Source organism: Streptomyces niger (genome assembly GCF_000718305.1).
Classification (GTDB): Bacteria; Actinomycetota; Actinomycetes; order Streptomycetales; family Streptomycetaceae; genus Streptomyces; species Streptomyces niger.
In genome coordinates this window covers 207890-233287 of sequence record NZ_JOFQ01000005.1, presented here as the reverse complement: position 1 = coordinate 233287, position 25398 = coordinate 207890, and the positions used below count along the sequence as shown (strand labels likewise).

General features: G+C 71.5%; 14 protein-coding genes. 2 read left to right on the top strand and 12 right to left on the bottom strand.

Features of this window, described 5'->3' with window-relative positions; genetic code table 11:
- Positions 1-3: 3 nt before the first annotated feature.
- From IF20_RS11935 to IF20_RS11920, 4 genes are all read right to left on the bottom strand, one after another.
- Complete coding sequence (locus IF20_RS11935; protein WP_052865072.1) at positions 4-924, bottom strand: carbohydrate ABC transporter permease; 921 nt, start codon at positions 922-924, stop codon at positions 4-6.
- The gene (locus IF20_RS11930) at positions 921-2279 is read right to left on the bottom strand and encodes an ABC transporter substrate-binding protein (RefSeq protein ID WP_052865071.1); all 1359 of its coding nucleotides are present in this window, start codon (positions 2277-2279) and stop codon (positions 921-923) included. Before IF20_RS11930 ends, IF20_RS11935 begins: the two co-directional genes overlap by 4 nt.
- A gap of 178 nt (positions 2280-2457) precedes the next feature.
- Positions 2458-3198, bottom strand: coding sequence for a response regulator (locus IF20_RS11925; RefSeq protein WP_110944081.1), 741 nt, complete (start codon positions 3196-3198; stop codon positions 2458-2460).
- Positions 3195-4811: a sensor histidine kinase gene (locus tag IF20_RS11920; protein ID WP_110944100.1), complete on the bottom strand. Its 1617-nt coding sequence runs from the start codon at positions 4809-4811 to the stop codon at positions 3195-3197. The genes IF20_RS11925 and IF20_RS11920 overlap by 4 nt, the downstream gene beginning before the upstream one ends.
- A 152-nt stretch (positions 4812-4963) precedes the next feature.
- On the opposite strand from IF20_RS11920, the gene IF20_RS11915 reads away from it, so the two are divergent.
- On the top strand, positions 4964-6376 hold the full coding sequence (locus IF20_RS11915; protein ID WP_052865069.1) for a cation:dicarboxylate symporter family transporter: 1413 nt from the start codon (positions 4964-4966) through the stop codon (positions 6374-6376).
- A gap of 333 nt (positions 6377-6709) precedes the next feature.
- On the opposite strand, the gene glgB is transcribed toward IF20_RS11915, so the two are convergent.
- The 5 genes from glgB to IF20_RS11890 form a co-directional block, all read right to left on the bottom strand.
- A complete protein-coding gene (gene glgB / locus IF20_RS11910) occupies positions 6710-9706 on the bottom strand; it encodes a 1,4-alpha-glucan branching enzyme (RefSeq protein WP_110944080.1) in 2997 nt (998 codons plus the stop codon).
- A gap of 61 nt (positions 9707-9767) precedes the next feature.
- Positions 9768-11372: a maltokinase N-terminal cap-like domain-containing protein gene (locus IF20_RS11905; protein WP_199896563.1), complete on the bottom strand. Its 1605-nt coding sequence runs from the start codon at positions 11370-11372 to the stop codon at positions 9768-9770.
- 376 nt (positions 11373-11748) lie between these two features.
- Positions 11749-13470, bottom strand: coding sequence for a maltose alpha-D-glucosyltransferase (gene treS / locus IF20_RS11900; protein ID WP_052865068.1), 1722 nt, complete (start codon positions 13468-13470; stop codon positions 11749-11751).
- Positions 13467-15458, bottom strand: a complete 1992-nt coding sequence (locus tag IF20_RS11895; protein WP_052865067.1) for an alpha-1,4-glucan--maltose-1-phosphate maltosyltransferase — start codon at positions 15456-15458, stop codon at positions 13467-13469. The genes treS and IF20_RS11895 overlap by 4 nt, the downstream gene beginning before the upstream one ends.
- A 337-nt stretch (positions 15459-15795) precedes the next feature.
- Positions 15796-17061: a S8 family peptidase gene (locus IF20_RS11890; protein WP_052865066.1), complete on the bottom strand. Its 1266-nt coding sequence runs from the start codon at positions 17059-17061 to the stop codon at positions 15796-15798.
- 415 nt (positions 17062-17476) lie between these two features.
- On the opposite strand from IF20_RS11890, the gene glgP reads away from it, so the two are divergent.
- Positions 17477-20116: an alpha-glucan family phosphorylase gene (gene glgP / locus IF20_RS11885; protein WP_052865065.1), complete on the top strand. Its 2640-nt coding sequence runs from the start codon at positions 17477-17479 to the stop codon at positions 20114-20116.
- A 267-nt stretch (positions 20117-20383) separates the two neighbouring features.
- Here the strand turns inward: glgP and IF20_RS11880 are convergent, their stop codons facing one another.
- The 3 genes from IF20_RS11880 to IF20_RS11870 all read right to left on the bottom strand — a co-directional run bounded on the left by IF20_RS11880 (position 20384) and on the right by IF20_RS11870 (position 25382).
- The gene (locus IF20_RS11880) at positions 20384-22012 is read right to left on the bottom strand and encodes a M4 family metallopeptidase (RefSeq protein WP_052865064.1); all 1629 of its coding nucleotides are present in this window, start codon (positions 22010-22012) and stop codon (positions 20384-20386) included.
- Between the two features lie 221 nt (positions 22013-22233).
- On the bottom strand, positions 22234-24234 hold the full coding sequence (locus tag IF20_RS11875) for a M4 family metallopeptidase (protein ID WP_052865063.1): 2001 nt from the start codon (positions 24232-24234) through the stop codon (positions 22234-22236).
- Between the two features lie 338 nt (positions 24235-24572).
- A complete protein-coding gene (locus IF20_RS11870) occupies positions 24573-25382 on the bottom strand; it encodes a hypothetical protein (RefSeq protein WP_199896562.1) in 810 nt (269 codons plus the stop codon).
- Positions 25383-25398 lie beyond the last annotated feature (16 nt).

Here is a 25398-nt window from a genome sequence, read left to right as displayed (position 1 = left end):
CACTCAGACCTCCGTGCGCAGCAGGCGCATGTAGACGAGGGAGAAGAGGGAGCCGACCAGGAGCAGGAGCAGGGCCACCGCCGTCGCGTAGCCGATCATGCTGTTCTGGAAGGCCTGTTCGTACATGTACAGGGGGAGCGTCTGGCTGCGGTTGCCTGGGCCGCCGCGGGTCATCACCCAGATCAGGCCGAAGACCGAGAGGGTCTGGAGGGTGTTGAGCATCAGGTTGGTGCCGATGGAGCGGCGGATCATCGGGAGCGTGATGTGCCACATCCGGCGCCGGCCGCTCGCGCCGTCGACCTCGGCGGCCTCGGTGATCTCCTTGGGGATCTCGTTGAGGGCCGCCGAGTAGACCAGCATCGAGAAGGCCGTGCCGCGCCAGACGTTGGCGAAGGACACCGCCAGGATGGGCAGGGTGTAGAGCCAGTTCTGCGCCGGCAGGTGCAGCCAGTCGAGCACCGCGTTCAGGGTGCCCTCGCGGCGGAAGAAGGCGTAGAGCAGGAAGCCCGCCACCACCTCCGGGAGCACCCAGGCCACCACCACGATGCCGCCGGTGAGCGTGCGCACCGGCCGGGAGGCGCGCTGCATCAGGGCCGCGAGCGTCAGGCCGAGGGTGTTCTGGCCGATGAGGGAGGAGAGGACCGTGAAGACCAGGGTCAGCCAGACGGCGTTGAGGAAGTCCTTGTCACCGAATGCCCTGGTGAAATTGTGCAGGCCGATGAAGGACGACTCCGCCTGGCCGGTCAGCTGGAGGTCGGTGAAGGCCAGGTAGACGCAGTAGCCGATCGGCCCGGCGAGGAAGAGCAGCAGCAGGACGACGCCGGGGGTCACCGGCAGGGCCCGCGCCAGGCTGCGGCGCGGGCGCCGGGCGGCGGGAGCCGCGGTGGGCTTCTCGGTCGCGGGGCGCGTACCGACGGCGCTCACTTCTTGACCACTTCGCCGTTCGTGAGCGAGTCCAGTTCCTCGTCATAGGTCTTCGCCGCCTCCGCCACCGAGGTGTCGCCCGTCGTGACGCCCTCCATGGCCTCCTGGATCGCGGTGGAGACCTTCGGGTACGCGGGGTAGGCCGGCCGGTAGTGGGTGTGCGCGACCAGGTCGGTGAAGAACTTGATGCCGGGCTGCGCCTTCACGTACTCCGGGTCCTCGGCGACGTCCTTCCGGACCGCGATGCCGGAGTTGGCGACGTACCACTTCTGCGCGTTCTTCTTGGTCTGCATGGTCTTGATGAACTCGAAGGCCAGGTCCGGGTTGCCCGCCTTGGCCGGGACCGCCCACGTCCAGCCGCCGGACATGCTCACCTTGCCGGGCGCCCCGCCGTTCTGCGTGGGCATGTGCGCGAGGCCCAACTTCTTCGACCACTCCGGCCATTCGTGGCCCGACCCCTCGATCCAGTCCTGGGGCAGCCAGGAGCCGTCCAGGTTGATGGCGAGCTTGCCCTCGGGCAGCAGCTCGCCGCGCGTGCGGGTGCCGATGTTCGGGTCGAGCGCGTCGGAGACGTCCGGGCCGAGCTTCTCCTTGTAGACGGTCTCCACGAACTTCAGGGAGTCCTTGAAGCCCTTGCTGCCGGCGACCCACTTCTTCTCGCCCGGGTCGTACAGCGGGTCCTCGCCCGTGCCGTAGAGCAGCATCTCGAAGCCCTGCATCGCGGACATCTCACCCGCGGGCTTGCCGGTGTAGACGTTCAGCGGGATGACACCGGGGACCTTCTTCTTGATCGTGCGAGCCGTTTCGAGGAGGTCGTCCCAGTTCTTCGGCTGCCAGTCGGCGGGCAGGCCCGCCTTCTTGAAGATGTCCTTGTTGAACCACAGGCCGCGGGTGTCGGTGCCGTCCGGCACGCCGTACGTCTTGCCGTCCTCGCCCTTGGCCGCGTCCTTCGCGGCGTCGACGAACTGGTCCCAGTCCTGCCACTTGTCCAGGTAGGGATCGAGGGGCTTCAGATAGCCGCTGGTGATGTCGGAGTTGATGAGGAAGGTGTCCTCGTAGACGAGGTCGGGCGCCGTTCTGGGGGAGCGGAGCATCTGCTGGAGCTTCGTGTAGTACTCGGAGTCCGGCGCTTTGATCGGTACCAGCTTCACCTTCTTGCCCGGGTGCGCCTTCTCGAACTCCTTCTTCATCGCGGCCAGGTACGTGTCCATGACCCGGACCTTGTTGTCGGTGGACTGCTTGAACGAGACCTTCACGACGTCCGGGTCGTTCCCGGAACCACCGCCGCAGGCGGTCAGCGTGGACGCGGCGAGTACGGCGGCGGTGAGGAGCAGGGGAGCGCTGGGGCGGGGCACGGCACGACCTCCTACGAGCCAACCGGCACCGGCGGCTCCGGCGAGGCCGCCCTCGTTGGCTGCCCGGTGAACGTAAGGCGGCGTTCCGAAGCTGGTCAATGCCCGTGCGCACGGCGGCCGTTGATCCGTGACAACGTTGTTATTGGGCAGTCGAACGGGTGCGGCGCCCGCGCCCGGCTCAGCTCCACCAGGTGTACCGCAGCTCCGGGCGGCCCACCTGCCCGTACTGCGGGCTCCGGACCGCGCGGCCCGCGGTGACCAGGTGTTCCAGATAGCGGCGGGCCGTGATCCGGGAGATGCCCACCGTCTCGGCCGCCGCGCCCGCCGACAGCCCCTCGGGGGCGGCCCGCAGCGCGTCGGTCACCGCCTGGAGCGTCGCCCGGGTCAGCCCTTTGGGCAGGGTGGCCGGCTGCGGTGCCCGCAGCGCGCCGATGGCCCGGTCCACCTCGTCCTGGCCGGTGGCCTCGCCGGCCGCCGAGCGGAAGACGGCGTACCGGGTGAGCCGGTCGCGCAGCGTGGAGAACGTGAACGGCTTCAGGACGTACTGCACGATGCCCAGCGACACGCCCTCCCGTACGACGGTCAGGTCGCGGGCCGAGGTCACCGCGAAGATGTCCGCGGTGTGCCCGGCCGCGCGCAGCGTCCGCACCAGCTGCAGCCCGTGCCCGTCGGGCAGGAAGAGGTCCAGCAGGAGCAGGTCGACGGGGTGCTGGTCGAGGTGGCGGCGGGCCGCGGCCGCGGTGTGCACGGTGCCGGAGACGGTGAAGCCGGCGACCCGCCCGACGTACAGCGCGTGCGCGTCGGCCGCGACGGGATCGTCCTCGACGACCAGCACCCGGATGGGGGAGTGCGGGGCCTCCGGGGTGTCGCCGGTGGTGTCGGGCGGCGGGGTGCCGCCCGTGCCGTCCTGTGGGGTCATTCCGCCCGCTCCGTCCGCAGTGGCAGGCGGACGGCGAACGCCGCACCGCCCTCCGGCGCCCGGTCGAGGGTGACCGTGCCGCCGTGGCGGCGCACAGTCTGCCGCACGATGGCCAGTCCCAGGCCCCGGCCGTGCACCGTAGAGCGGGTGTCCTTCGACGTCCAGCCGCGCCGGAAGATCTCCTCGGCGTGCTCCGGGTCGACGCCGGGGCCGGAGTCGGCGACCCGCAGCAGCAGCGCGCTGTCCGTGGCGCGGGCGGTGACCACGACGCGGGCCGCCTCGCCCGCCGGGTGCGCGCCGGCCGCGGCGTCGATCGCGTTGTCCAGCAGGTTGCCGAGGACGGTCACCAGGTCGCGGGCCGGCAGCCACGCCGGCAGCAGCCCGTCGTCGATCCCGCTGTCCTCGGTCAGCGTCAGCTCCACGCCGTGCTCGTTCGCCTGCGCGGCCTTGCCCAGCAGCAGCGCGGCCAGCACCGGCTCGGCGACCGCGCCCGTCACCCGGTCGGTCAGGTGCTGCGCCAGCTCCAGCTCGGCGGTGGCGAACTCCACCGCCTCCTCGGCGCGGCCCAGCTCGATCAGCGAGACGACGGTGTGCAGCCGGTTGGCGGCCTCGTGCGCCTGGGAGCGCAGCGCCTCGGCGAAGCCGCGTACCGAGTCCAGCTCACCCGAGAGCGCCTGGAGCTCGGTGTGGTCGCGCAGGGTGACCAGGGTGCCGCGCCGCTCGCCGCCGTCGACCGGGGCGGTGTTCACCACGAGCACCCGATCGGCGGACAGGTGCAGCTCGTCGACGCGCGGGCCGGGGGAGCGCAGCGCCTCGGTCAGCGGCTCGGGCAGCCCGAGCTCGGCGATCGGCCGGCCGACCGCGTTCCCGTCCAGGCCCAGCAGCTCGCGCGCCCCGTCGTTGATCAGGGCGACCGCGCGCCGCCCGTCGAGCAGCAGCAGCCCCTCGCGTACGGCGTGCAGCGCGGCCTGGTGGTAGTCGTGCAGCCGGCTCAGCTCGGCGGCGTTCATGCCGTGCGTGTGGCGCCGCAGCCGGGCGTTGACGACGTACGTGCCGAGGCCGCCCAGGGCCAGCGCCGCGAGGGCGACCGCGATGAGCGAGAGCATCTGGCGGCGCAGCCCGCCGTTGATCGTCTCGACGGTGATGCCGGAGCTGACCAGCGCGACGACCTTGCCGCCGGACCGTACCGGCGCCACCACCCGCACCGACGGTCCCAGCGTGCCGCGGTGCGTCTCGGGGAAGATCTCGCCGCGCAGCGCGGGTCCGATGTGGCCCAGGTACTTCTTTCCGATCGCGGACGGCCGGGTATGGGTATACCGGGTCTTGTCGGTGTCCATCACCACGACGAAGGCCACGCCCGCTTCCTTGCGCACCCGCTCGGTCCAGGGCTGGAGCAGGCGCGTGGGGTCCTTCGTCCGGACGGCCCGGGCGACCTCGGGCGCGGTGGCCACGCACGTGGCGACGGCGGTGGCCTGGCGGCGGGCGGTCTCCTCGGCCCGTTCGCTCGCGTTCAGGTAGGCGAAGACGGCGCAGCCCGCCACGACGACCGCGATCAGCACGGCCTGCATGGCGAAGAGCTGCCCGGCCAGGCTGCGGGGACGGGGAAGGCGCATGTGCATAAGCATGCCCGGTCACGTTTACATGAACGAAATGTACGTAAGGGTGACGTGATCAAGAGGGGGGTGCATAGTCGCCGGGACTTTGTTTTGCGTTCAAGAGCCGCAGGTCGCACGCAGAACCGGACAATCGAGGACAGGAGGCAGTCGTGGCCGCAACGACCCTGCCGGGTGGCGGGACCCCCGGCGAGCCCGCCGCGCCGGCGCCGAAGAAGCGTGACCGCACCCACTACCTCTACATCGCCGTCATCGGCGCGGTAGTGCTCGGCATCGCCGTCGGCTTCATCGCCCCGGGCGTCGCCGTGGAGCTGAAGCCGCTCGGCACGGGCTTCGTGAACCTCATCAAGATGATGATCTCGCCGGTCATCTTCTGCACGATCGTCCTCGGCGTCGGCTCCGTGCGGAAGGCCGCCAAGGTCGGCGCGGTCGGCGGCCTGGCGCTCGGCTACTTCATGGTGATGTCCACCGTGGCGCTCGCCATCGGCCTGGTCGTCGGCAACATCCTGGAGCCCGGCTCCGGGCTGCACCTGACCGAGACGCTCCGGCACGCGGGCCAGGCGCAGACCGAGGGTGGCGGCGAGTCCAGCTCGGAGTTCCTGCTCGGCATCATCCCGACCACCCTGGTCTCCGCCTTCACCACCGGTGAGGTGCTGCAGACCCTGCTGGTCGCGCTGCTGGTCGGCTTCGCGCTGCAGGCGATGGGCAAGGCCGGCGAGCCGGTCCTGCGCGGCATCGGCCACCTGCAGAAGCTGGTCTTCCGCGTGCTGTCCATGATCATGTGGGCCGCCCCGGTGGGCGCCTTCGGCGCCATCGCCGCGGTGGTCGGCGAGACCGGTCTGGACGCGCTGAAGTCCCTCGCCGTGATCATGGTCGGCTTCTACGTCACCTGCCTGCTCTTCGTGATCGTCGTCCTCGGCACGCTGCTGCGGCTGATCGCCGGCGTGAACATCTTCTCGCTGCTGAAGTACCTGGGCCGCGAGTTCCTGCTGATCCTCTCCACCTCCTCCTCGGAGTCGGCGCTGCCGCGGCTGATCGCGAAGATGGAGCACCTGGGCGTCAGCAAGCCGGTGGTCGGCATCACCGTCCCGACCGGCTACTCCTTCAACCTCGACGGCACCGCGATCTACCTGACGATGTCCTCGATCTTCGTGGCCCAGGCGATGGGCTCCCCGATGTCCCTCGGCCAGGAGATCTCGCTCCTCGTCTTCATGATCATCGCCTCCAAGGGTGCGGCCGGCGTCACCGGCGCGGGCCTCGCCACCCTGGCCGGCGGCCTGCAGTCGCACCGCCCCGACCTGGTCGACGGCGTCGGCCTGATCGTCGGCATCGACCGCTTCATGAGCGAGGCCCGCGCGCTGACCAACTTCGCCGGCAACGCGGTCGCCACGGTCCTCATCGGCACCTGGACCAAGGAGATCGACAAGGCCCGGGTCGAGGAGGTCCTCGCGGGCAACCGTCCCTTCGACGAGACCACCCTCGTCGACGACGGCCACGGCCCGGCCGCCGAGGCCGACCGGGAGCTCCCGGAGCCCCGCGCGGAGGGCGACAAGGCGGCCGTCTGAGCCGTTCGTCCCGCCCCGCACCACGCAGGCCCCCGCCGCACCACGCAGGCCCCCGCCGCAGCACGCGAGGGGGGCCTGCGAAGTTCGCGATCTTGTGCGGAATTTCTCGATTGCGTCTCACGGTGTCCCGGGTGCGAAACGAACCCGTGGCGGGACTGTCCCCGGACGCTGTGAAGCGGCAAAGTCTCCAGGGCCGGCGGGAAACCGCCGGTGCACGGGGGCACGGGGGTCACGGGGGAACGGGGCCCGCCGGCGGGAGACGTCGGCGGGCCCCTTTTCTGTGCGTACGAGCAGGGGGTGCGACACCGGCCCGCAAGCACGTCGGTACGGCCGTCAGCCCTCGGGGCGCAGCCAGATCGTGGCGAGCGGCGGCAGCACCGGCGCGAGGGAGGCGGACCGGCCGTGGTACGGCACCGGCTCGGGCTTCAGCCGCCCGGTGTTGACCACCCCGCTGCCGCCGAACCGCTCCTCGTCGGTGTTGAGCACCTCCCGCCAGGCCGGCACGTTCTCCGGCACCCCCAGGCGGTACTCGTGCCGCACCACCGGCGAGAAGTTGCAGACCGCGAGCAGCGGGTCGCCCGCGTCGTCGTAGCGCACGAACGAGAAGACGTTGTCCTCCCACGCGCCGCCGTCGATCCAGGCGAAGCCGCCCGGGTCGGTGTCCCGCTCCCACAGGGCAGGGGTGGCCCCGTACAGCCGGTTCAGCTCGCGGACCAGGTCCTGTACGCCCCGGTGGTCGGGCGCCGCGTCGTACGCCGGGTCCAGCAGCCACCAGTCGGGCCCCTGCTCCTCGGACCACTCCGCGCCCTGCGCGAACTCCTGGCCCATGAAGAGGAGCTGCTTGCCCGGATGGGACCACATGAAGGCCAGATACGCGCGGTGGTTGGCGCGCTGCTGCCACCAGTCGCCGGGCATCTTCGAGACCAGCGCCCGCTTGCCGTGCACGACCTCGTCGTGCGAGATGGGCAGCACGTAGTTCTCGGAGTAGGCGTACACCATCGAGAACGTCATCTCGTTGTGGTGGTACTTGCGGTGCACCGGCTCCTTGGACATGTAGACCAGCGAGTCGTGCATCCAGCCCATGTTCCACTTCAGGCCGAAGCCCAGGCCGCCGAAGCCGCCGGGCCCGACGTGGTGGGTGGCGCGGGTGACGCCGTCCCAGGCGGTGGACTCCTCGGCAATGGTCACCACGCCGGGGCAGCGCCGGTAGACGGTGGCGTTCATCTCCTGGAGGAAGTCGACCGCGTCCAGGTTCTCCCGGCCGCCGTGCTGGTTCGGCGTCCACTCGCCGTGCTCGCGGGAGTAGTCCAGGTAGAGCATGGACGCCACGGCGTCGACCCGCAGCCCGTCGATGTGGAACTCGGAGCACCAGTACACCGCGTTGGCGACCAGGAAGTTACGGACCTCGGTGCGGCCGTAGTCGAATTCGAGGGTGCCCCAGTCGGGGTGCGCGGCGCGCGCCGGGTCCTCGTGCTCGTACAGCGGCCGGCCGTCGAACTCCGCGAGCGCCCAGTCGTCGCGCGGGAAGTGCGCCGGCACCCAGTCCATGATCACGCCGATGCCGGCCCGGTGCAGCGCGTCGACCAGGTACTTGAAGTCGTCCGGCGAGCCGAGCCGGGCGGTCGGCGCGTAGAAGCCGGTGACCTGGTAGCCCCAGGAGCCGCCGAAGGGGTGCTCGGCGACCGGCATCAGCTCCACGTGCGTGAAGCCCAGGTCCTTGACGTACGCGGGGAGCTGCTCGGCCAGCTCGCGGTAGGACAGGCCGGGGCGCCAGGAGGGGAGGTGGACCTCGTAGACCGACAACGGCGAGGTGTGCACCGGGCGTTCGGCGCGGCGCGCCATCCAGTCCGCATCGCCCCACTCGTGGCGGGAGACGTCGATGACGGAGGCGTTGGCGGGCGGGCACTCGGTCCGCCGGGCCATCGGGTCGATGCGCAGCGTGTGGCTGCCGTCCGGCCGGGCGATGTCGAACTTGTAGAGCTCGCCCTCGCCCAGCCCGGGAATGAACAGCTCCCACACGCCGGTGGAGCCGAGGGAGCGCATCGGGTAGACCGTGCCGTCCCAGTAGTTCATGTTCCCGGCGACGCGGACACCCTGCGCGTTCGGCGCCCACACCGTGAAGCGGGTGCCGGGCACGCCCTCGTGCTCCATGACCCGCGCGCCCAGCGCCTGCCACAGCTCCTCGTGCCGACCCTCGCCGATCAGGTGCAGGTCCAGCTCGCCGATGGCGGGCAGGAAGCGGTACGGGTCGTGGACGGTCACCTCGTGCGCGTCCGGGCCCTCGCCGTAGGTGATCGCCAGCCGGTAGTCGGGGCGCTCCGACAGCGGCAGCACGCCGGCGAAGATCCCGTCGCCCTCGTGCGGCAGCTCGACCCGCAGCCCCTCGGCGACCACGGTCACCGACTTGGCGTACGGGCGCAGCACGCGGAAGAGGACGCCGTCGCGCACGGGGTGCGCGCCGAGCAGCGCGTGCGGGTCGTGGTGCGTACCGGACAGCAGCCGGCCCCGGTCGCCGTCGCCCAGCGGCGGTGCGGGCAGCACACCGCCGGGGGCGGCGGGAGCCGCCGAACCACCGACGGTCTGCGCGGCCGCCGCGGCGGTGCGGGGACCAGCGGTAGCGGCGGCGCCGGCCTCGAACCCGCCGACCGGCGAGGCGGACGCCTCGGATCCGGCGGCCCTCGCGCCGACGGCTGCGGGCTCGGGAGTGCCGGCCCCGGCGGCGGTACGCTGCGCGGGCGGAACCGGCGCGGCGGCGGCTGCCGGGCTCCCGGTCGCGGGCGGGTCGGCCGGGGCCGTCTCCGGCGCGGCCGGCGTGGCCGCCGGCTTCCGCGTGCCGGCCTTCCTGGCGGCCGGCTTCTTCGCGTCGGCCTTCTTCGCTGCCGGCTTCTTGGCCGCGTCGGCCGTGGCCTTCTTCGCCGTGGTCTTCTTCGCCGCGGCCTTCTTGGCCGGCTTCGGCCCGGCGGCCGACTTCTTCGTGGCGGGCTTCTTCGGTGCGGCGGGCTTCTCGGCGGCGGGGCCGGTGGCGTCCGGGCCCCCGGCTCCCGGCACATCGGCCTCCGATGTGCCGGACGGCTTCACCTCGGTGGCCGGCGCGTCGGACGGCCGGGCGGCGCCGCGGGCCGGCTTGGTGCGTGAGGTCTTCTTCCGCGCCGGCTGCGCGGCGGGTTCGGTGGCCGCCTCCGCCTCGGGGCCGGGCCCGGTGCGCTGAGCGGGCGGCGCCTCCTGCTCCCCGTCCGGCCGGGCGGGGGCCGGCAGGAAGGTGGGCGGTACGTCGGCGTCGGGCGCCGCGGCGGAGTCGGAGGAGGGGTGGGACGGCGGACGGGGGGTCACGGGAGAAGCCTCCTGGCGGGGCGGTCGGGGGATCGGCGGACCGAAGCGCTGTGCACGATGGTCAGCTGCGGTCCTCGGGCGGGGCGGAGGCGGTGAACGACGGGTCGCCCTCCTCCGGTTCCGTGTCGGCGTAGGGGTCGGGCCCCGCGCCCACATGGGGGTCGGTCGTCAGGTGCGGGTCGGTGCCGAGGTGCGGATCGGCGCCGGCGAGGCGGCGGACGGCGGCCATCGGGATGGGCAGCCAGTCCGGCCGGTGCCGGGCCTCGTAGAGCACCTCGTACACGGCCTTGTCGGTCTCGTACGCGCGCATCAGCTCCGGAACGGAGTCCGGATCCAGGCCGCCGGCCTCGGCGTAGCCGCGGCAGAACGCGGCCCGTGCGCGCCGCGCCCACTCCAGCGACCAGGCGTCGCCGCCGCCGGGGCCGCTGCGCGCCGCGTAGTCGAAGGACCGGAGCATAGCGGCGACGTCGCGCACCGCGGGCTGGACGTCGCGCCTTTCCGCCAGCGGCCGGGCCGGCTCGCCCTCGAAGTCGATGACCGACCAGCGGCCCTCGCCCGCCGTGCGCAGCGTCTGGCCCAGGTGCAGGTCGCCGTGGATGCGCTGGGCGGCGAAGGTACGGCCGTCCTCGCCGAGCGAGGGAAGCGCCTGGAAGGCGGCGCGCAGCCGGTTGCGGTACGGGCGGAGCGCCGGGACCGCGCGGGCCGCCGCGTCCAGCCGCTCGGCCATGCCGGTGGCGATCAGCTCCAGGTGAGTGCGGCGCAGCTCGGTGGTGGGGAGCGTCTCGGCGAGCGCGGTGTGCACCTCGGCGGTGGCGTGGCCGAGCGCCCGTGCCGAGCCGGTGAAGTCGGCGCGTACCGAGAGGGCGTTGAGCGCGAGCTGCCAGCCGTCGGCCGCGCCGTCCAGGAACGGGGTGAGCACGCCGAGGGTGATCGGTTCCGCGGCGTGGTGGCGGTGCCCGTCGGCCGGCTGCACCGGGCCCGCCGCCTGCGACTCGAACCAGGCCGCCGGCGGCGGTACCCGGGAGCACTTGGCGCGGGCCAGGGCCAGCGGGAGTTCCAGGTCGGGGTTGAGGCCGGGGGAGGCCCGGCGGAACACCTTCAGGATGTAGGCCTCGCCGAACACCACCGAGGTGTTGGACTGCTCGCCGGTCAGCGGCCGCGCGGCCAGCCCGGCGGGGATCGCGGTGTCCGGGCCCACGGTGAAGCGGAGCGCGCCCAGCTGTCCCGGTACCCGGAGCCGTTCCAGCAGCAGCGCGCAGAGCCGCGGGTCCAGCAGCGCGTCGTAGACCGTCCGGCCGGTCAGCGGTCCGTCCCCCGGGCGGCCGATCAGGGCGTGGGCGAGCCGCGGCGGCAGCGTGTCGTGCACGCCGAGCAGCAGTTGGTAGCAGTCGTCGTCCTCCGGGGTGCGGGCCGGCGGGCCGGGCTGCCGGGCGCGGATCAGGAGGTGCAGCATGCCGGGGGTCGCGGGCCCGTCGACGGGCAGCAGTTCGGCGGCGGAGACCAGGTCGAAGCCGGTGACCGGACGGCCCTTGCCCGCGAACCACCGTTGTCGCGGCACCCATTCGCGCAGCAGCGGCACGAGCGAGGGCAGCAGCCCGGGCGCGGCGGTGACGGGCGGCCGGTGATGCCGGCCTTGCAGAGCACGGGTCGAGGCGGTTTCCGACATGACGTCGCGTCCTTTCCCCGGGCACACGACAGCTACGGCAAGTGTCCCGGAATACGGCCTTTACTGTGGGGCGGTGCGGGACGTGTCGGGCGAGGATCGTCCGTACGGCAGCGGAATCTGCGGCCGGGGACCCCACGCCCGCAGGCTCGGCGCGAGGATCCTCCGGCCCGTGCGGCAGTAGGGAGACTGCCCGGGCGAAAGGTCGAAAAACACCCGAACACGCCATGCGTGCATGTACGGGCGGGTAATGCCTGCCCCCGGCGCGGCCGGGCGGCCGGCGCGACGGGCCCGTACGCGGCGGGGTACGGGCGCTCCGTACGGGGCGCCCGCGTGGCGCCGGCCCACCAGCCCGGCCGGCGCCCGAACATCCTTCCGGCTAAGCCATCGCGTCCTTGCGCAGCCGGAACCAGTAGAAGCCGTGCCCCGCCAGGGTCAGCAGATACGGCAGTTGGCCGATCGCCGGGAAGCGCACGCCGCCGATCAGTTCGACCGGGTGCCGGCCGTCGAACGCCTGCAGGTCCAGCTCGGTGGGCTGGGCGAAGCGCGAGAAGTTGTGCACGCACAGCACCAGGTCGTCCTCGCCGTCCCCGTTCGCGGGAGCCTCGCGCAGGAACGCCAGCACCGCGGGGTTGGACGAGGGCAGTTCGGTGTACGTGCCCAGACCGAAGGCCGGGTTCTGCTTGCGGATCTCGATCATGCGCCGGGTCCAGTGCAGCAGGGACGACGGCGAGGACATCGCGGCCTCGACGTTGGTCACCTGGTAGCCGTAGACCGGATCCATGATCGTGGGCAGGAAGAGCCGCCCGGGGTCGCAGGAGGAGAAGCCGGCGTTGCGGTCCGGCGTCCACTGCATGGGGGTGCGCACCGCGTCCCGGTCGCCCAGCCAGATGTTGTCGCCCATGCCGATCTCGTCGCCGTAGTACAGGATCGGCGTGCCGGGCAGGGAGAGCAGCAGGGCGGTGAACAGCTCGATCTGGTTGCGGTCGTTGTCCAGCAGGGGCGCGAGCCGGCGGCGGATGCCGATGTTGGCGCGCATCCGCGGGTCCTTGGCGTACTCCGCGTACATGTAGTCGCGCTCTTCGTCCGTGACCATTTCGAGGGTCAGCTCGTCGTGGTTGCGGAGGAAGATGCCCCACTGGCAGCCGGACGGGATCGCCGGGGTCTTGGCGAGGATTTCCGAGACCGGGTAGCGGGACTCGCGGCGCACCGCCATGAAGATCCGCGGCATCACCGGGAAGTGGAACGCCATGTGGCACTCGTCGCCGCCGGTCTCCGGGTCGCCGAAGTAGTCGACCACGTCCTCCGGCCACTGGTTGGCCTCGGCCAGCAGCACCGTGTCCGGGTAGTGCGCGTCGACCATGGCGCGCACCCGCTTGAGGAAGGCGTGCGAGGCGGGGAGGTTCTCGCAGTTGGTGCCCTCCTCGGCGTAGAGGTAGGGCACGGCGTCCAGTCGGAAGCCGTCGATGCCCAGGTCCAGCCAGAACCGCAGCGCGGAGATCATCTCCTCCTGCACCTGCGGGTTCTCGTAGTTCAGGTCCGGCTGGTGGGAGAAGAAGCGGTGCCAGAAGTACTGCTTGCGCACCGGGTCGAAGGTCCAGTTGGACGCCTCGGTGTCCACGAAGATGATCCGGGCGTCCTGGTACTGCTTGTCGTCGTCCGCCCAGACGTAGTAGTCGCCGTACGGCCCTTCGGGGTCGGTGCGGGACTCCTGGAACCACGGGTGCTGATCGCTGGTGTGGTTCATCACCATGTCGATGATCACCCGCATGCCGCGCTGGTGCGCGGCGTCCACGAACTCCACGAAGTCGGCGAGGTCACCGAACTCCGGCAGTACCGAGGTGTAGTCGCTGACGTCGTAACCGCCGTCCCTCAGGGGGGACTTGAAGAACGGCGGTAGCCAGAGGCAGTCGACGCCCAGCCACTGCAGATGATCCAGCTTGGCCGTCAGACCCTTGAGGTCGCCGATGCCGTCCCCGTTGCTGTCCTGGAACGACCGCACCAGGACTTCGTAGAAGACGGCCCGTTTGAACCATTCGGGATCGCGGTCCTTGGCCGGAGTGTCCTCGAACGTGTCGGGGACGGGCTCATTGACGATCAATTGGGTGACCCTCCGATCGGTGAGGACGGTCGCAGGGACAGTACGTGCGCGGGCGCCATGGCGCGTCCCGGCTCAAGGCGCACATAGTTGTCCCTGCCCCAGTGGTAGGTCTCGCCGGTGAGCTCGTCGCGCACCGGTACGGACTCGTGCCGGTCGAGGCCGAGCTCCGGCATGTCCAACGACACCGTCGCCTCGTGGGTGTGGTGCGGGTCCAGGTTCACGACCGTGAGGACCACATCGGCGCCCTCGCGCTTGGAGTAGGCGAGGACGGCGTCGTTGTCGACATGATGGAAGTGCAGATCACGCAACTGCTGGAGTGCCGGATGACGACGGCGCAGCCGGTTGAGTGCCGTGATGAGAGGAGCGATGCTACGGCCCTCACGGCCCGCTGTCTGCCAATCCCGGGGACGCAGCTGATACTTCTCCGAATCGAGGTACTCCTCGCTGCCGTCTCGTACCGGAGTCCCCTCGCACAGCTCGTATCCGGCGTACACCCCCCACGTCGGGGAGAGCGTCGCCGCGAGCACCGCGCGTACCTCGAAGGCCGCCCGGCCGCCGTGCTGGAGATAGGCGTGCAGGATGTCCGGGGTGTTCACGAAGAGGTTCGGCCGCATGTAGGAGGCCGAGTCGTGGGCGAGTTCGGTGAGGTACTCGGTCAGCTCGTGCTTGGAGTTGCGCCAGGTGAAGTAGGTGTAGGACTGCTGGAAGCCGACCTGCGCGAGGGTGCGCATCATGGCGGGGCGGGTGAACGCCTCGGCCAGGAAGACCACGTCCGGATCGGTGCGGTTGATGTCCGAGATCACCTTCTCCCAGAACACCACCGGCTTGGTGTGCGGATTGTCCACCCGGAAGATGCGGACGCCCTTCTCCATCCAGAAGCGCAGCAGCCGCTCCGTCTCCTTCACCAGGCCGCGGAAGTCCGCGTCGAAGGCGATGGGGTGGATGTCCTGGTACTTCTTCGGTGGGTTCTCGGCGTACGCGATGGTGCCGTCGGCGCGATGGTGGAACCACTCCGGATGCTTGTCCAGCCAGGGGTGGTCCGGCGAACACTGCAGCGCGAAGTCCAGCGCGACCTCCATCCGCAGGTCCCGCGCGGTCTGCACGAAGTGCCCGAAGTCCTCGAAGGTGCCCAGGTCCGGGTGGAGCGCGTCGTGACCGCCCTCGGCCGAACCGATCGCCCACGGCGAGCCGACGTCGTGCGGCCCCGCGGAGAGCGTGTTGTTCGGGCCCTTGCGGTGGGTCGTGCCGATCGGGTGGATCGGCGGGAGATACACCACGTCGAAGCCCATCGCGGCGATGTCCGGCAGCCGCTCGGCGGCGGTCCGGAACGTGCCGCTGACCATGGTCCCGTCGGGCGCCTCGTACGCCCCTTCCGAGCGCGGGAACATCTCGTACCACGAGCCGTACAGCGCCCGGCGCCGCTCCACCAGCAGCGGCATCGGCCGCGAGGCGCTGACCAGTTCGCGCAGCGGATGCCGGCCGAGAACGGCCAGGACCTCCGGGGTGAGCGCCGCGGCCAGCCGGGTGGCGGCCGGCAGGGACTCGTCCCGCAGCGTGTCGACCACCCGGAGGATCGACTCGCGCCCCGCGTTCTTCGGCACCCCCGCCGCCGCCCGCTCGTGCAGCGCAGCGCCCTCGGCGAGCACCAGGTCGGTGTCCTGCCCCGCCGGGACCTTCACCTGTGCCGTACGCCGCCAGGTGGTCACCGGGTCCGACCAGGCCTCCACGGTGTACGTCCAGCGGCCCTCGGTGTCCGGGGTGATCCGCGCGCCCCACCGGTCCGTGCCCTGCGCCAACTCCCGCATCGGCGTCCACGGCCCGCTCCGGCCGTTCGGGTCACGCAGCACGACGTTGGCGGCCACCGCGTCATGGCCTTCGCGGAAGACCGTCGCGGACACTTCGAAGGTCTCGCCGGTCACCGCCTTGGCCGGGCGGCGCCCGCAGTCGATCTGGGGACGGACGTCCAGGACGGGAATGCGACCGATCATGGGATCACCTGAGACTTGGGACATTTTGCGGGGTGTTGTCCTTTGTATCTCCGCGGCGGGCTTACGGGTTGCGGGCATGAACGGTCCTGTCGCCTTTCACTCGGTTGGAGGTGCGCAGGGCGGGACACGCGGGGGAGGCGGCGCGCGACGAACGTTCCGACAGAGCCTTCCCACGCGCCGCGGCCGGGCAATCCGCCCGCGGATGAACTACTCGTACGTAACAGTGCACGGCGATCAAGGGGGACGAACCGGTCGCCGCGCGACATCCGGACAGCAACGGACCGGCCCCGCCCTCGGGCGGAGCCGGCCGTCGTGCCCGGTCCGGAAGGGACCTCCGTCAGGAGCCCTCGACCCGGAGCAGCCGGTCCGCACCCGGAGGGGCGCTCTGCACCTGGCCCCGCGTGGCGCGGGCGACCAGCGCTTCCTGGACCTGCGCCGGCGTCGCGCCCCGGTGCCTCGCCAGGTACAGCGCGGCGGCGCCCGCGGCGTGCGGCGCGGCCATCGAGGTACCGGAGAGCGTCTTCGACGCCGTGTCCCCCGAGTGCCACGCCGAGGTGATCCCCACGCCGGGTGCGTAGACGTCCACGCCCGGGCCCCAGTTGGAGAAGTTCGCGCGGGCGTCGTCGCTGCCGGTGGCGCCGACGGTGATCGCCTCCGGCACCCGGGCGGGCGAGAACAGGTTGCTCAGCGCGCCGTTGTTGCCGGCCGCGACCGTGAACGTCACCCCGGCCTCGATGGCGTTGCGCACCGCCTTGTCCAGCGCCGCCGAGGCGAAGCTGCCCAGGCTCAGGTTGGCCACCGCGGGCACCCCGGGCTGTTCGGCGTGCCGCTGCGCCACCCAGTCGATGCCGGCGATGACATTTTCGGTGGTGCCGGCCCCCTTGGCGTCCAGCACCCGTACCGAAACGATGTCGGCCTTGTTCGCCACGCCGTACTGCTTGCCCGCAATGGTGGCGGCCACATGGGTGCCGTGGCCGTTCTCGTCGCTCGCGTCCGCGTCGCCGCCGACGAAGTCCCGCCCGCTTCTGGCGCGGCCGCCGAAGTCGGCGTGGGTGAGGCGCACGCCGGTGTCCAGGACGTACACCTCCACCCCGGCACCGTCCGGCGCCGGCGCGGTGTAGGAGCCGTCCAGCGGCAGGCTCTTCTGGTCGATCCGGTCCAGCCCCCAGGACGGCGGGTTCTTCCGGGCGTCCCCGGGAGCCGTCGCCGCGGTGCCCGGGGCGGCCACGCTGTCCGTCAGTCGGATCGTGCGGTTCTGGCTCACCGTGGCCACCGCCGGGTCGGCCGCGAGCCGCCGGGCCTGGGTCTCGTTCGCCCGGATGGCATAGCCGTTGATGGCCGCGCGGTACGTCCGGCGGATCGTCGCCCCGTACTTGGCCGCCAGGCCCTTCCCCGCCGCCGAGCGCGCCTCGACACCTCGGGCGCCCGCCTTGAGGGTGACGATGTAGCTGCTGTCGACCGCGCCGGTCACCCCCGCTCCCAGGATCCGGCCCTCGGGCGGCGCGGCGTGGGCGGGCAGCGCGGCGGCACAGAGCAGGGCCGCCGACGTGGCGGCCGTACCCCCCGCCGCCAGCCGTCGCCGGGCTATTCGTGTCCAGGCCATGTACGGAGTTCCCCTCTTCAACTCGACAGGCGGGCAAGGGTGTTGCGTTCCGTGGCGCCGGCTGCCGCGCCGCGCTCCACCGACGCCATCCTGCAGCCTTCCGTGGGCCCGGAGTCCGTACAAGAGTGGACGAGGGGGCAGTATCGGCCATATCGGGTGAGCGATGCGTGGCGAAGGTTGCGGTGATTTCTGGCCGGATTGCCGCACCTCGCCCGGTCCCCGCGCCCCGCGGGGCACGCGCCGGCCGGCCCTGTGCCGCGCTCCGGGGCAGGCCCCAGGCGCGCGGCGTGCGACCCGCCCGGCAAGGGGCGCACGGGAGCACACATGGCGCGTGGGGCGGGCCTTTCGAGCGGTTGTCAGCGGCGCGGGGCGCGCGCTGTGGTTGCCGCGGCCGAGCCGCCGCTACGGTCGGAGCGTGAAGGCCATTCGTCGATTCACCGTGCGCCCTGTCCTTCCCCCGTCCCTACGACCGCTCAGCGAACTGGCGCGGAACCTGCGCTGGTCCTGGCACACCGAAACCCGCGAACTCTTCCACGCCCTGGACCCCGACGGCCGCCAGCGGCCCGGCTCCGACCCCGTCCAGCTCCTGGGCACCGTCACCGCCGAGCGGCTCGCCGAGCTCGCCGCCGACCGCCGCTTCCTGCGCCGGCTCACCGCCTGCGCCGACGAGCTGCAGGACTACCTCGCCGGCCGCCGCTGGTACCAGTCCGTCGACGGCTCGCTGCCCGAGGCCGTCGCCTACTTCTCGCCCGAATTCGGCATCACCGCAGCGCTGCCGCAGTACTCCGGCGGCCTCGGCATCCTCGCCGGCGACCACCTCAAGGCCGCCTCCGACCTCGGCGTCCCACTCATCGGCGTCGGGCTGCTCTACCGCCACGGCTACTTCCGCCAGACCCTCTCCCGCGAAGGCTGGCAGCAGGAGCACTACCCGGTCCTGGACCCCAACGAGCTGCCGCTGGAACTCCTCCGCGAGGAGGACGGCAGCCCGGCACAGGTCTCCCTCGCCCTCCCCGGCGGCCGCCGGCTGCGCTCGTACATCTGGCAGGCCCGCGTCGGCCGCGTACCCCTGCTCCTCCTCGACTCCGACGTCGAGGAGAACGGCCCCGGCGAACGCCAGGTCACCGACCGGCTCTACGGCGGCGGCAGCGAACACCGCCTCCTCCAGGAGATGCTGCTCGGCATCGGCGGCGTACGCGCCGTCCGTACCTACTGCCGGCTCACCGGCCATCCAGCGCCCGAGGTCTTCCACACCAATGAGGGCCATGCCGGCTTCCTCGGCCTGGAACGCATCCGCGAACTGTCCGAAGAAAACGCCGGCGGACTCGATTTCGACAGCGCCCTGGAAGCCGTACGCGCCGGCACCGTCTTCACCACCCACACCCCGGTGCCCGCCGGCATCGACCGCTTCGACCGCGAACTGGTCGCCCGGCACTTCGGCCCCGACGGCGAACTCCCCGGCATCGACGCCGCCCGGATCCTCGGCCTCGGCATGGAGAGCTACCCCGGCGGCGAATCCAACGTCTTCAACATGGCCGTCATGGGCCTCCGGCTCGCCCAGCGCGCCAACGGCGTCTCCACCCTGCACGGCGGCGTCAGCCGGCAGATGTTCGCCGGACTCTGGCCCGGCTTCGACCCCGACGAGGTACCGATCACCTCCGTCACCAACGGCGTGCACGCACCCACCTGGGTCGCCCCCGAGGTCTTCCGCCTCGGCGCCCGCCAGATCGGCGCCACCCGCACCGAGGACGCCCTCACCGTCGGCGGCTCCGAACGCTGGTCGGCGGTGGCCGACATCTCCGACCCCGCCATCTGGGACCTCCGCCGCACCCTGCGCGAGCAGCTGGTCACCGAGGTACGGATGCGGCTGCGCGCCTCCTGGCGGCAGCGCGGCGCCGCCACCGCCGAGCTGGGCTGGATCGACCAGGTCCTCGACCCCGACATCCTCACCATCGGCTTCGCCCGCCGCGTCCCCTCCTACAAGCGCCTCACCCTCATGCTCCGGGACCGCGACCGGCTCATGGAACTGCTGCTCCACCCCGAGCGGCCGATCCAGATCGTGGTCGCCGGCAAGGCCCACCCCGCCGACGACAGCGGCAAGCGCCTCGTCCAGGAACTGGTCCGATTCGCCGACGACCCGCGCGTCCGGCACCGCATCGTCTTCCTGCCCGACTACGGCATGGCGATGGCGCAGAAGCTCTACCCGGGCTGCGACATCTGGCTGAACAACCCGCTGCGCCCCCTGGAGGCCTGCGGCACCTCCGGCATGAAGGCGGCCCTCAACGGCGCGCTGAACCTCTCCGTCCTCGACGGCTGGTGGGACGAGTGGTACGAGCCGGACTTCGGCTGGTCCATCCCGACCGCCGACGGCACCGCCACCGACGAGGAACGCCGCGACGACCTCGAAGCGGCGGCCCTCTACGAACTCCTCGAACAGCGCGTCGCGCCCCGCTTCTACGAGCGCGACGAGGCGGGCGTACCGCACCGCTGGGTCGAGATGGTCCGCCGCACGCTCGTCACCCTCGGCCCGAAGGTGCTGGCCGGCCGGATGGTCCGCGAGTACGTCGAGCGGCTCTACGCCCCCGCCGCGCACGCGCACCGCGCCCTCACCCCGGACGCCGCGCGCGACCTGGCGCGCTGGAAGGCCCGGGTGCGCGAGGCCTGGCCGCGGGTCGCCGTCGACCACGTCGAGACCGGCAGCGCCGCCACGCCCGCCAACGGCCAGGCCGAACTGGGCGGCACCCTGGCGCTCCGCGTCCGGGTGGCGCTGGACGAGCTGGCCCCCGAGGACGTCGAGGTGCAGCTGGTCTCCGGCCGGGTCGACGAGTCCGACCGGATCGCCGACCCGCTCACCGTGGCGCTGAAGCCGGCCGGCGGCCCCGACCTGGACGGCCGCTGGCTCTACGAGGGACCGCTGGTGCTGGACCGGACGGGCCCCTTCGGCTACACCGTCCGCATCCTCCCCGCCCACCCCCTCCTCGCGACCGGCGCCGAGATGGGCCTGCTCGCGGTCCCCTCGGAAGCCACGAACGAAGCGGCCGGAGTGCTGCTCCGCTGACCCGCTGCGGCGCCGTGTCCCGAACAGCCCGGCACGGCGCCGTACGACCAGTACGACCAGACCCGCCCCATGACATGGAGGAGCGGTGTCCGGAGGGAATTCGGGAGCCTCCGGACACCGCTCGGCCTGTGGACGGCGGGCCGTCCCCGGGGTGACGGATCGCTTCCGGCGACCGATCACCCTGTGGACGACGCCCACCCTGCCGCCCGCCCCGCTAAGCTCCCCGAACTGTAAGGGGGGCCTGGTGGCGGAGCGTTACTGCGGGGGTTACTTCACGTTGACGCCGGTCCAGGCCGACTCGACGCCCTTGACCTCGGCGCTGTCCTTGCCGTACAGGTCGGTGGCCGCCTTCACGGTCGCCTCGCGGGCCGCCTTGTAGTCGGTCGTCGAGGTCATGTTCTCGGTCAGCGCCTTGTACCAGATCTTCTCGGCCTTGTCCCGGCCGATGCCCGTGACCTTGGAGCCGTCGGCGGTCGGGCTGTCGTACTTCACACCGTCGATCTCCTTGGCGCCGCTGCCCTCGGACAGCAGGTAGAAGAAGTGGTTGGCGATGCCGGAGGAGTAGTGCACGTCGACGTCGCCGGCGCCCTCCTTCCAGAAGTCCAGCGAGTTGCCGTCCTTGCTCGGCTTGTCCATGTACCGCAGCGGCGAGCCGTCACCGTTGATGTCGATCTTCTCGCCGATGAGGTAGTCGCCCGGGTCCTCGGCGTTCTTGGCGCTGAACTCCGTCGCCGTGCCGAAGATGTCCGAGGTGGCCTCGTTCAGGCCGCCGGACTCGCCGCTGTACTCCAGGTTCGCGGTGGCCGAGGTGACGCCGTGCGACATCTCGTGCGCCGCCACGTCCAGCGCGGTCAGCGGGTGGGTGTTGCCCTCGCCGTCGCCGTACGTCATGCAGAAGCAGCTGTCGTCCCAGAACGCGTTGACGTAGTCCTGGCCGTAGTGCACGCGGGACGTCGCGCCCTTGCCGTCGCCCTTGATGCCGCTGCGGCCGTGCACCTTCTTGTAGTAGTCCCAGGTGACCTGCGCGCCGTACGCCGCGTCGACGGCGGCGGTCTGCGGGTCGTCACCCTTGCCGGTGCCCCACTTGTCGTCGTCGTCCGTGAGCAGCTTGCCCTCGCCGCTCTCCGAACCGCCCAGGTCCAACGTGGAGTGGCCGCCGCGCGAGTCGTCGGTCAGCTCGTAGCCGCTGCCGCCCTTCTTGGTGGCCAGCTCGACCTTGCCGCTGTACATGCTGGTGCCGGCGCCGGTCTCGATGGCCTGGTGCTGGAAGAGCTTCTTGCCGGTGTTGGCGTCCGTGATGACGTGCAGCTCGCTGGGGGTGCCGTCCTTCTGGACGCCCTTGACCACGGTCTCGTACGCGAGGACCGGCTTGCCCGTGGCGGCCCAGATCACCTTGTTCGGGGTGGCCGCGTCGGACTTCTTGATGCCCTCGGTCTTCCCGGACACCGTCTGGGCCGAGGCCGCGGCCTTCTTCGGGGCGATCTTCGCGCTGGTGGAGGCGACCTTGACGGCGGCCTTCGTGGCCTTGGTGGTCGATTCGATGGCGCCGCCCTTGGCCTGGTGGACGACGAGGTCGCCGCCGAGGACGGGGAGGCCGTCGTAGGTGCGGTCGTAGCGGGTGTGCGTGGTGCCGTCGGCGTCCTTGATGACGTCCTTGACGACCAGCTTCTCCTTGGCGCCGAGCCCGAGCTCCTCGGCGGTCTTCGCCTTGGTGGCCTGCGCGTCGCGGAGCAGCTCCGCGCGGTGCGAGGCGGTCATCTTGATCGGCGCGCCGGCGGCCTGGTGGGAGGCGGGGGCTGCGCCCGCGGTGCCGGTGGCGATGCCGGCCGCGAGCAGTGCTGCCGCGGCGGCGGAGGCGCCGACGATACGAGTGGTGCGCGATATGTGGGGGGTCACGCGTGCTCCTTCAACTTTGCCAAATGGTGGGGGTGCAAAGTGATGCGGGTGGTACGTGCGGGGTCAGCGTGTCATTCGAACGCGCGGCTGTCACCGGGTAATTGGGGCCGGTTTGCAATTTGTTCGCAAAGAGCGAGCTGTCGTCCGCATAACGGAGGAGTGCCACCCCCGCCGAACGGCGGGGGTGGCACTCCGAGTTGACCGACCAGTGGGAAACCGGGTCAGAAGGTCAGCTTCCAGCCGTTCAGACGGCCGGTGTCACCGGAGTACACGTCGCGCACCCGCAGCTTCCAGGTGCCGGCGGCGTTCTCCGAGGAGGCGTCGACCGTGTAGGTGGCCTTCACGTCCGCGGCCGAGTCCCAGGCGCTGGAGTTCTTCAGGCGGTACGCCGTGCCGTCCGGCGCGATCAGGTCGAGCACGAGGTCACCGCGGTAGCTGTGGGTGATGTCCACGCCGACCTTGAGCGTGCTCGGGGCCTTGCCGGTCCGGTTGACGGTGATCGACGAGGTGACCGCGGAGCCCGCGTCCGGGATCGCCACGGCGTTGTTGTTCTCGTAGACGTTATCGCCGGGGTCACCTGGGTCGCCCGGGTCGCCGCCGTCCCCGACGCGGCTGCCGACGTTCACCGCGGCCCAGGTGTTGGCGACCGTGTTGTACGTCGGGGTGTCCTTGCCGAAGAGGTCGGCAGCGGCGCTGAGGGTCGCGGTGCGCGCCGCCGCGTAGTTGGTGTTGGAGGTCATGTACTGGGTGAGGGCCTTGAACCAGACCTTCTCGGCGTTGGCCCGGCCGATGCCCGGCACGGACAGCCCGTCGGACGTCGGGCTGTCGTAGTGCACGCCGTTCACGTCCTTCGCGCCGCTGCCCTCGGACAGCAGGTAGAAGAAGTGGTTGGCGACGCCGGAGGAGTAGTGCACGTCGACGTTGCCGACGCCGGAGTACCAGTAGTCCTTGGACGCGCCGTCCTTGCTGGGCTTGTCCATGTAGCGCAGCGGGGTGCCGTCGCCGTTGATGTCGATCTTCTCGCCGACCATGTAGTCGCCCGGGTCCTGGGCGTTGTCGGCGTTGAACTCCACGGCCGCCGCGAAGATGTCGGAGGTCGCCTCGTTCAGGCCGCCGGACTCACCGCTGTACGTGAGGTTCGCGGTCGCGGAGGTGACGCCGTGCGTCATCTCGTGGGCCGCCACGTCGATCGAGGTGAGCGGGGCCGCGTTGCCGGACCCGTCGCCGTAGGTCATGCAGAAGCAGCTGTCGTCCCAGAAGGCGTTGACGTAGTTGTTGCCGTAGTGGACCCGGCTGTACGCGCCGACGCCGTCGCCCCGAATGCCGGAGCGGCCGTGCACGTTCTTGTAGTAGTCCCAGGTGAGCTGGGCACCGTACGCGGCGTCCACGCCCGCGGTCTGGACGTTCTGCGGGGTGCCGTCGCCCCACACGTCGTCCGCGTCGGTGAAGAGCGTGCCGGTGCCGGACGAGCCGTGGTTGAGGTTGTACGTCTTGTGGTTGCCGCGGGTGGTGTCCGTCATGGTGTACGACGGCGCGGTCCCGATGGTCACCTTGCCGCTGTACTGGCTGTTGCCGGTGCCCTGCTCGATCTCCTGGTACTGGAACAGCTTCGCGCCGGTGGTGGCGTCGGTGACGACGTGCAGCCGGTTGGGCGTCTGGCCGTCCTCCTGCGTGCCGCCGACCACGGTCTCGTAGGCGAGGACCGGCTTGCCGTCCGCCGCCCAGACGACCTTGCGCGGCTCCTTGGCGTCGGACTTCTCGGCGCCCTCGGCCTTCGACGCCTTCAGGGCCTTGGCCTCGGCGGTCGCCGGGGTCACGGCCGCCTTGGTACTCGGCACGGCGATCCGGGCCTTGTTGCCCTTGGTGACCCGCTCGACCTTGCCGGTCCGGGTCTCGTGCACGACGAGGTCGCCGCCGAGCACGGGCAGGCCCTTGTAGGTGCGCTCGTACCGGGTGTGGGTGGTGCCGTCCCGGTCCTGCTGGACGTCCCGGACGACCAGCTTCTCCTCGGCGCCGAGCTGGAGCTTCTTCGCGGTCTGCGCGGTGGTGCCCGCGGCCTCCTTCAGCAGCTCCGCACGCTGCGAGGGGGAGAGCTTGGCGGGCAGGGCGCCCGCCCGGGGCTGGGCGTGGGCGGCGCCGGGGTTGGGGGCCGCATTGCCCGCGCCGGTCTGCACGCCGACGGCGAGCAGGGCGGTCACGGCGACGAGGGTGCCGGTGGCCATCGCACGTCTGCGGGCCCGTCCGGTACGTGCATGGGGGGTGCGTGTCACGCTGGCTCCTTCTGCAAGGCCGTGGCGGGATGGGCCGCGGCCGGGGGGACCGGTCGGCTGGGTGGCCGTCCGGGCAGAACAAGTGCGTGTGGGGGGAGCGGTGCATACGTGAGCGTTGCGGGCGGTGGTGCTGTGGGGACCCGCTTCGACTGCCGCGCAGCTTCCCACCCGGCACAGTCGATTGTCAGGATCCCTTCAACAACATGGCCGGAAACCGTCCGTAGAGCGGCGGCCGGCGTTCGTATAGCGGTCAACCAACCCGGCGGCGCCGACCGCGCCCCGGCCCGCGGTCAGTCGGCCTCGACGCGTACCTCGTCCCGGACGCGGCCCGCCCTGTCGGCGAAGGCCCGCAGGTCGAAGGAGGTGGGGTCGGCGTCGGGGTGGGCGCTGTCGGTCTCGATCAGGTTCGCCTGGTGGCTCCGGTCGGCCCAGACGCAGAACGGCATGGTCGTGTCCGTGCCGCCGTCGTGTGCGACCGCGACGCCGCAGGTCACCGGCTCATCGGTGCCTTCGGGGAGGAACTCCCGCTCGTCCACCGGTACCTCGGTGTTCCCGTCCTCGGTCATGCCGCTGATGCTGTGGTCGACCGCCAGCTCCGGGCTGTTGATGGTGCCGTACAGCCCGGTGTACACCAGCCTCTTGTCGCCGTCGGAGTACTGCCCGCCCACGCCCGTGATGCCGTGCTCGTTCGCGCCCGGGCCGGGGTTGCCGACCTCCCGGTCGACGCTCTCGCTGATGTCCTTGTCGAGCGAGTACGCCCCGCCGTCCAGCGTCCTGGGCACCGTCAGCGTGTACCGCGGCCCGTACGAGCTGCGGGCGAACGGCGCGACGAGCTGGACCACGCCCCACACCGCCACGGACACGACGAGCAGCGACCCGAGAACGATGGCGACGATCGCGCCGGAGCCCAGCCCCTTTTTCCTCGGCGGCGGACCCATCAACGGCCCCATCGGCGGACCCATCTGCGGAGCCGTCTGCGGCATTCCCCACGGCGCGCCGGGCTGCTGCCCGTAGGGCGGTTGCCCGTACTGGGGCTGCCCGTACTGCGGCTGTTGCGGCTGCTGTGGGTACGGGGGGCCGGGAGGCGGCGGGGTGGTCATGATCAACATGATGTCA

Coding starts and splice junctions, on each gene's coding strand:
- IF20_RS11870 (WP_199896562.1), bottom strand. CDS start 25,382: ATGACCACCCCGCCGCCTCCCGGCCCCCCGTACCCACAGCAGCCGCAA.
- IF20_RS11890 (WP_052865066.1), bottom strand. CDS start 17,061: ATGGCCTGGACACGAATAGCCCGGCGACGGCTGGCGGCGGGGGGTACG.
- IF20_RS11875 (WP_052865063.1), bottom strand. CDS start 24,234: ATGGCCACCGGCACCCTCGTCGCCGTGACCGCCCTGCTCGCCGTCGGC.
- IF20_RS11925 (WP_110944081.1), bottom strand. CDS start 3,198: ATGACCCCACAGGACGGCACGGGCGGCACCCCGCCGCCCGACACCACC.
- IF20_RS11920 (WP_110944100.1), bottom strand. CDS start 4,811: ATGCGCCTTCCCCGTCCCCGCAGCCTGGCCGGGCAGCTCTTCGCCATG.
- IF20_RS11895 (WP_052865067.1), bottom strand. CDS start 15,458: ATGATCGGTCGCATTCCCGTCCTGGACGTCCGTCCCCAGATCGACTGC.
- IF20_RS11905 (WP_199896563.1), bottom strand. CDS start 11,372: ATGTCGGAAACCGCCTCGACCCGTGCTCTGCAAGGCCGGCATCACCGG.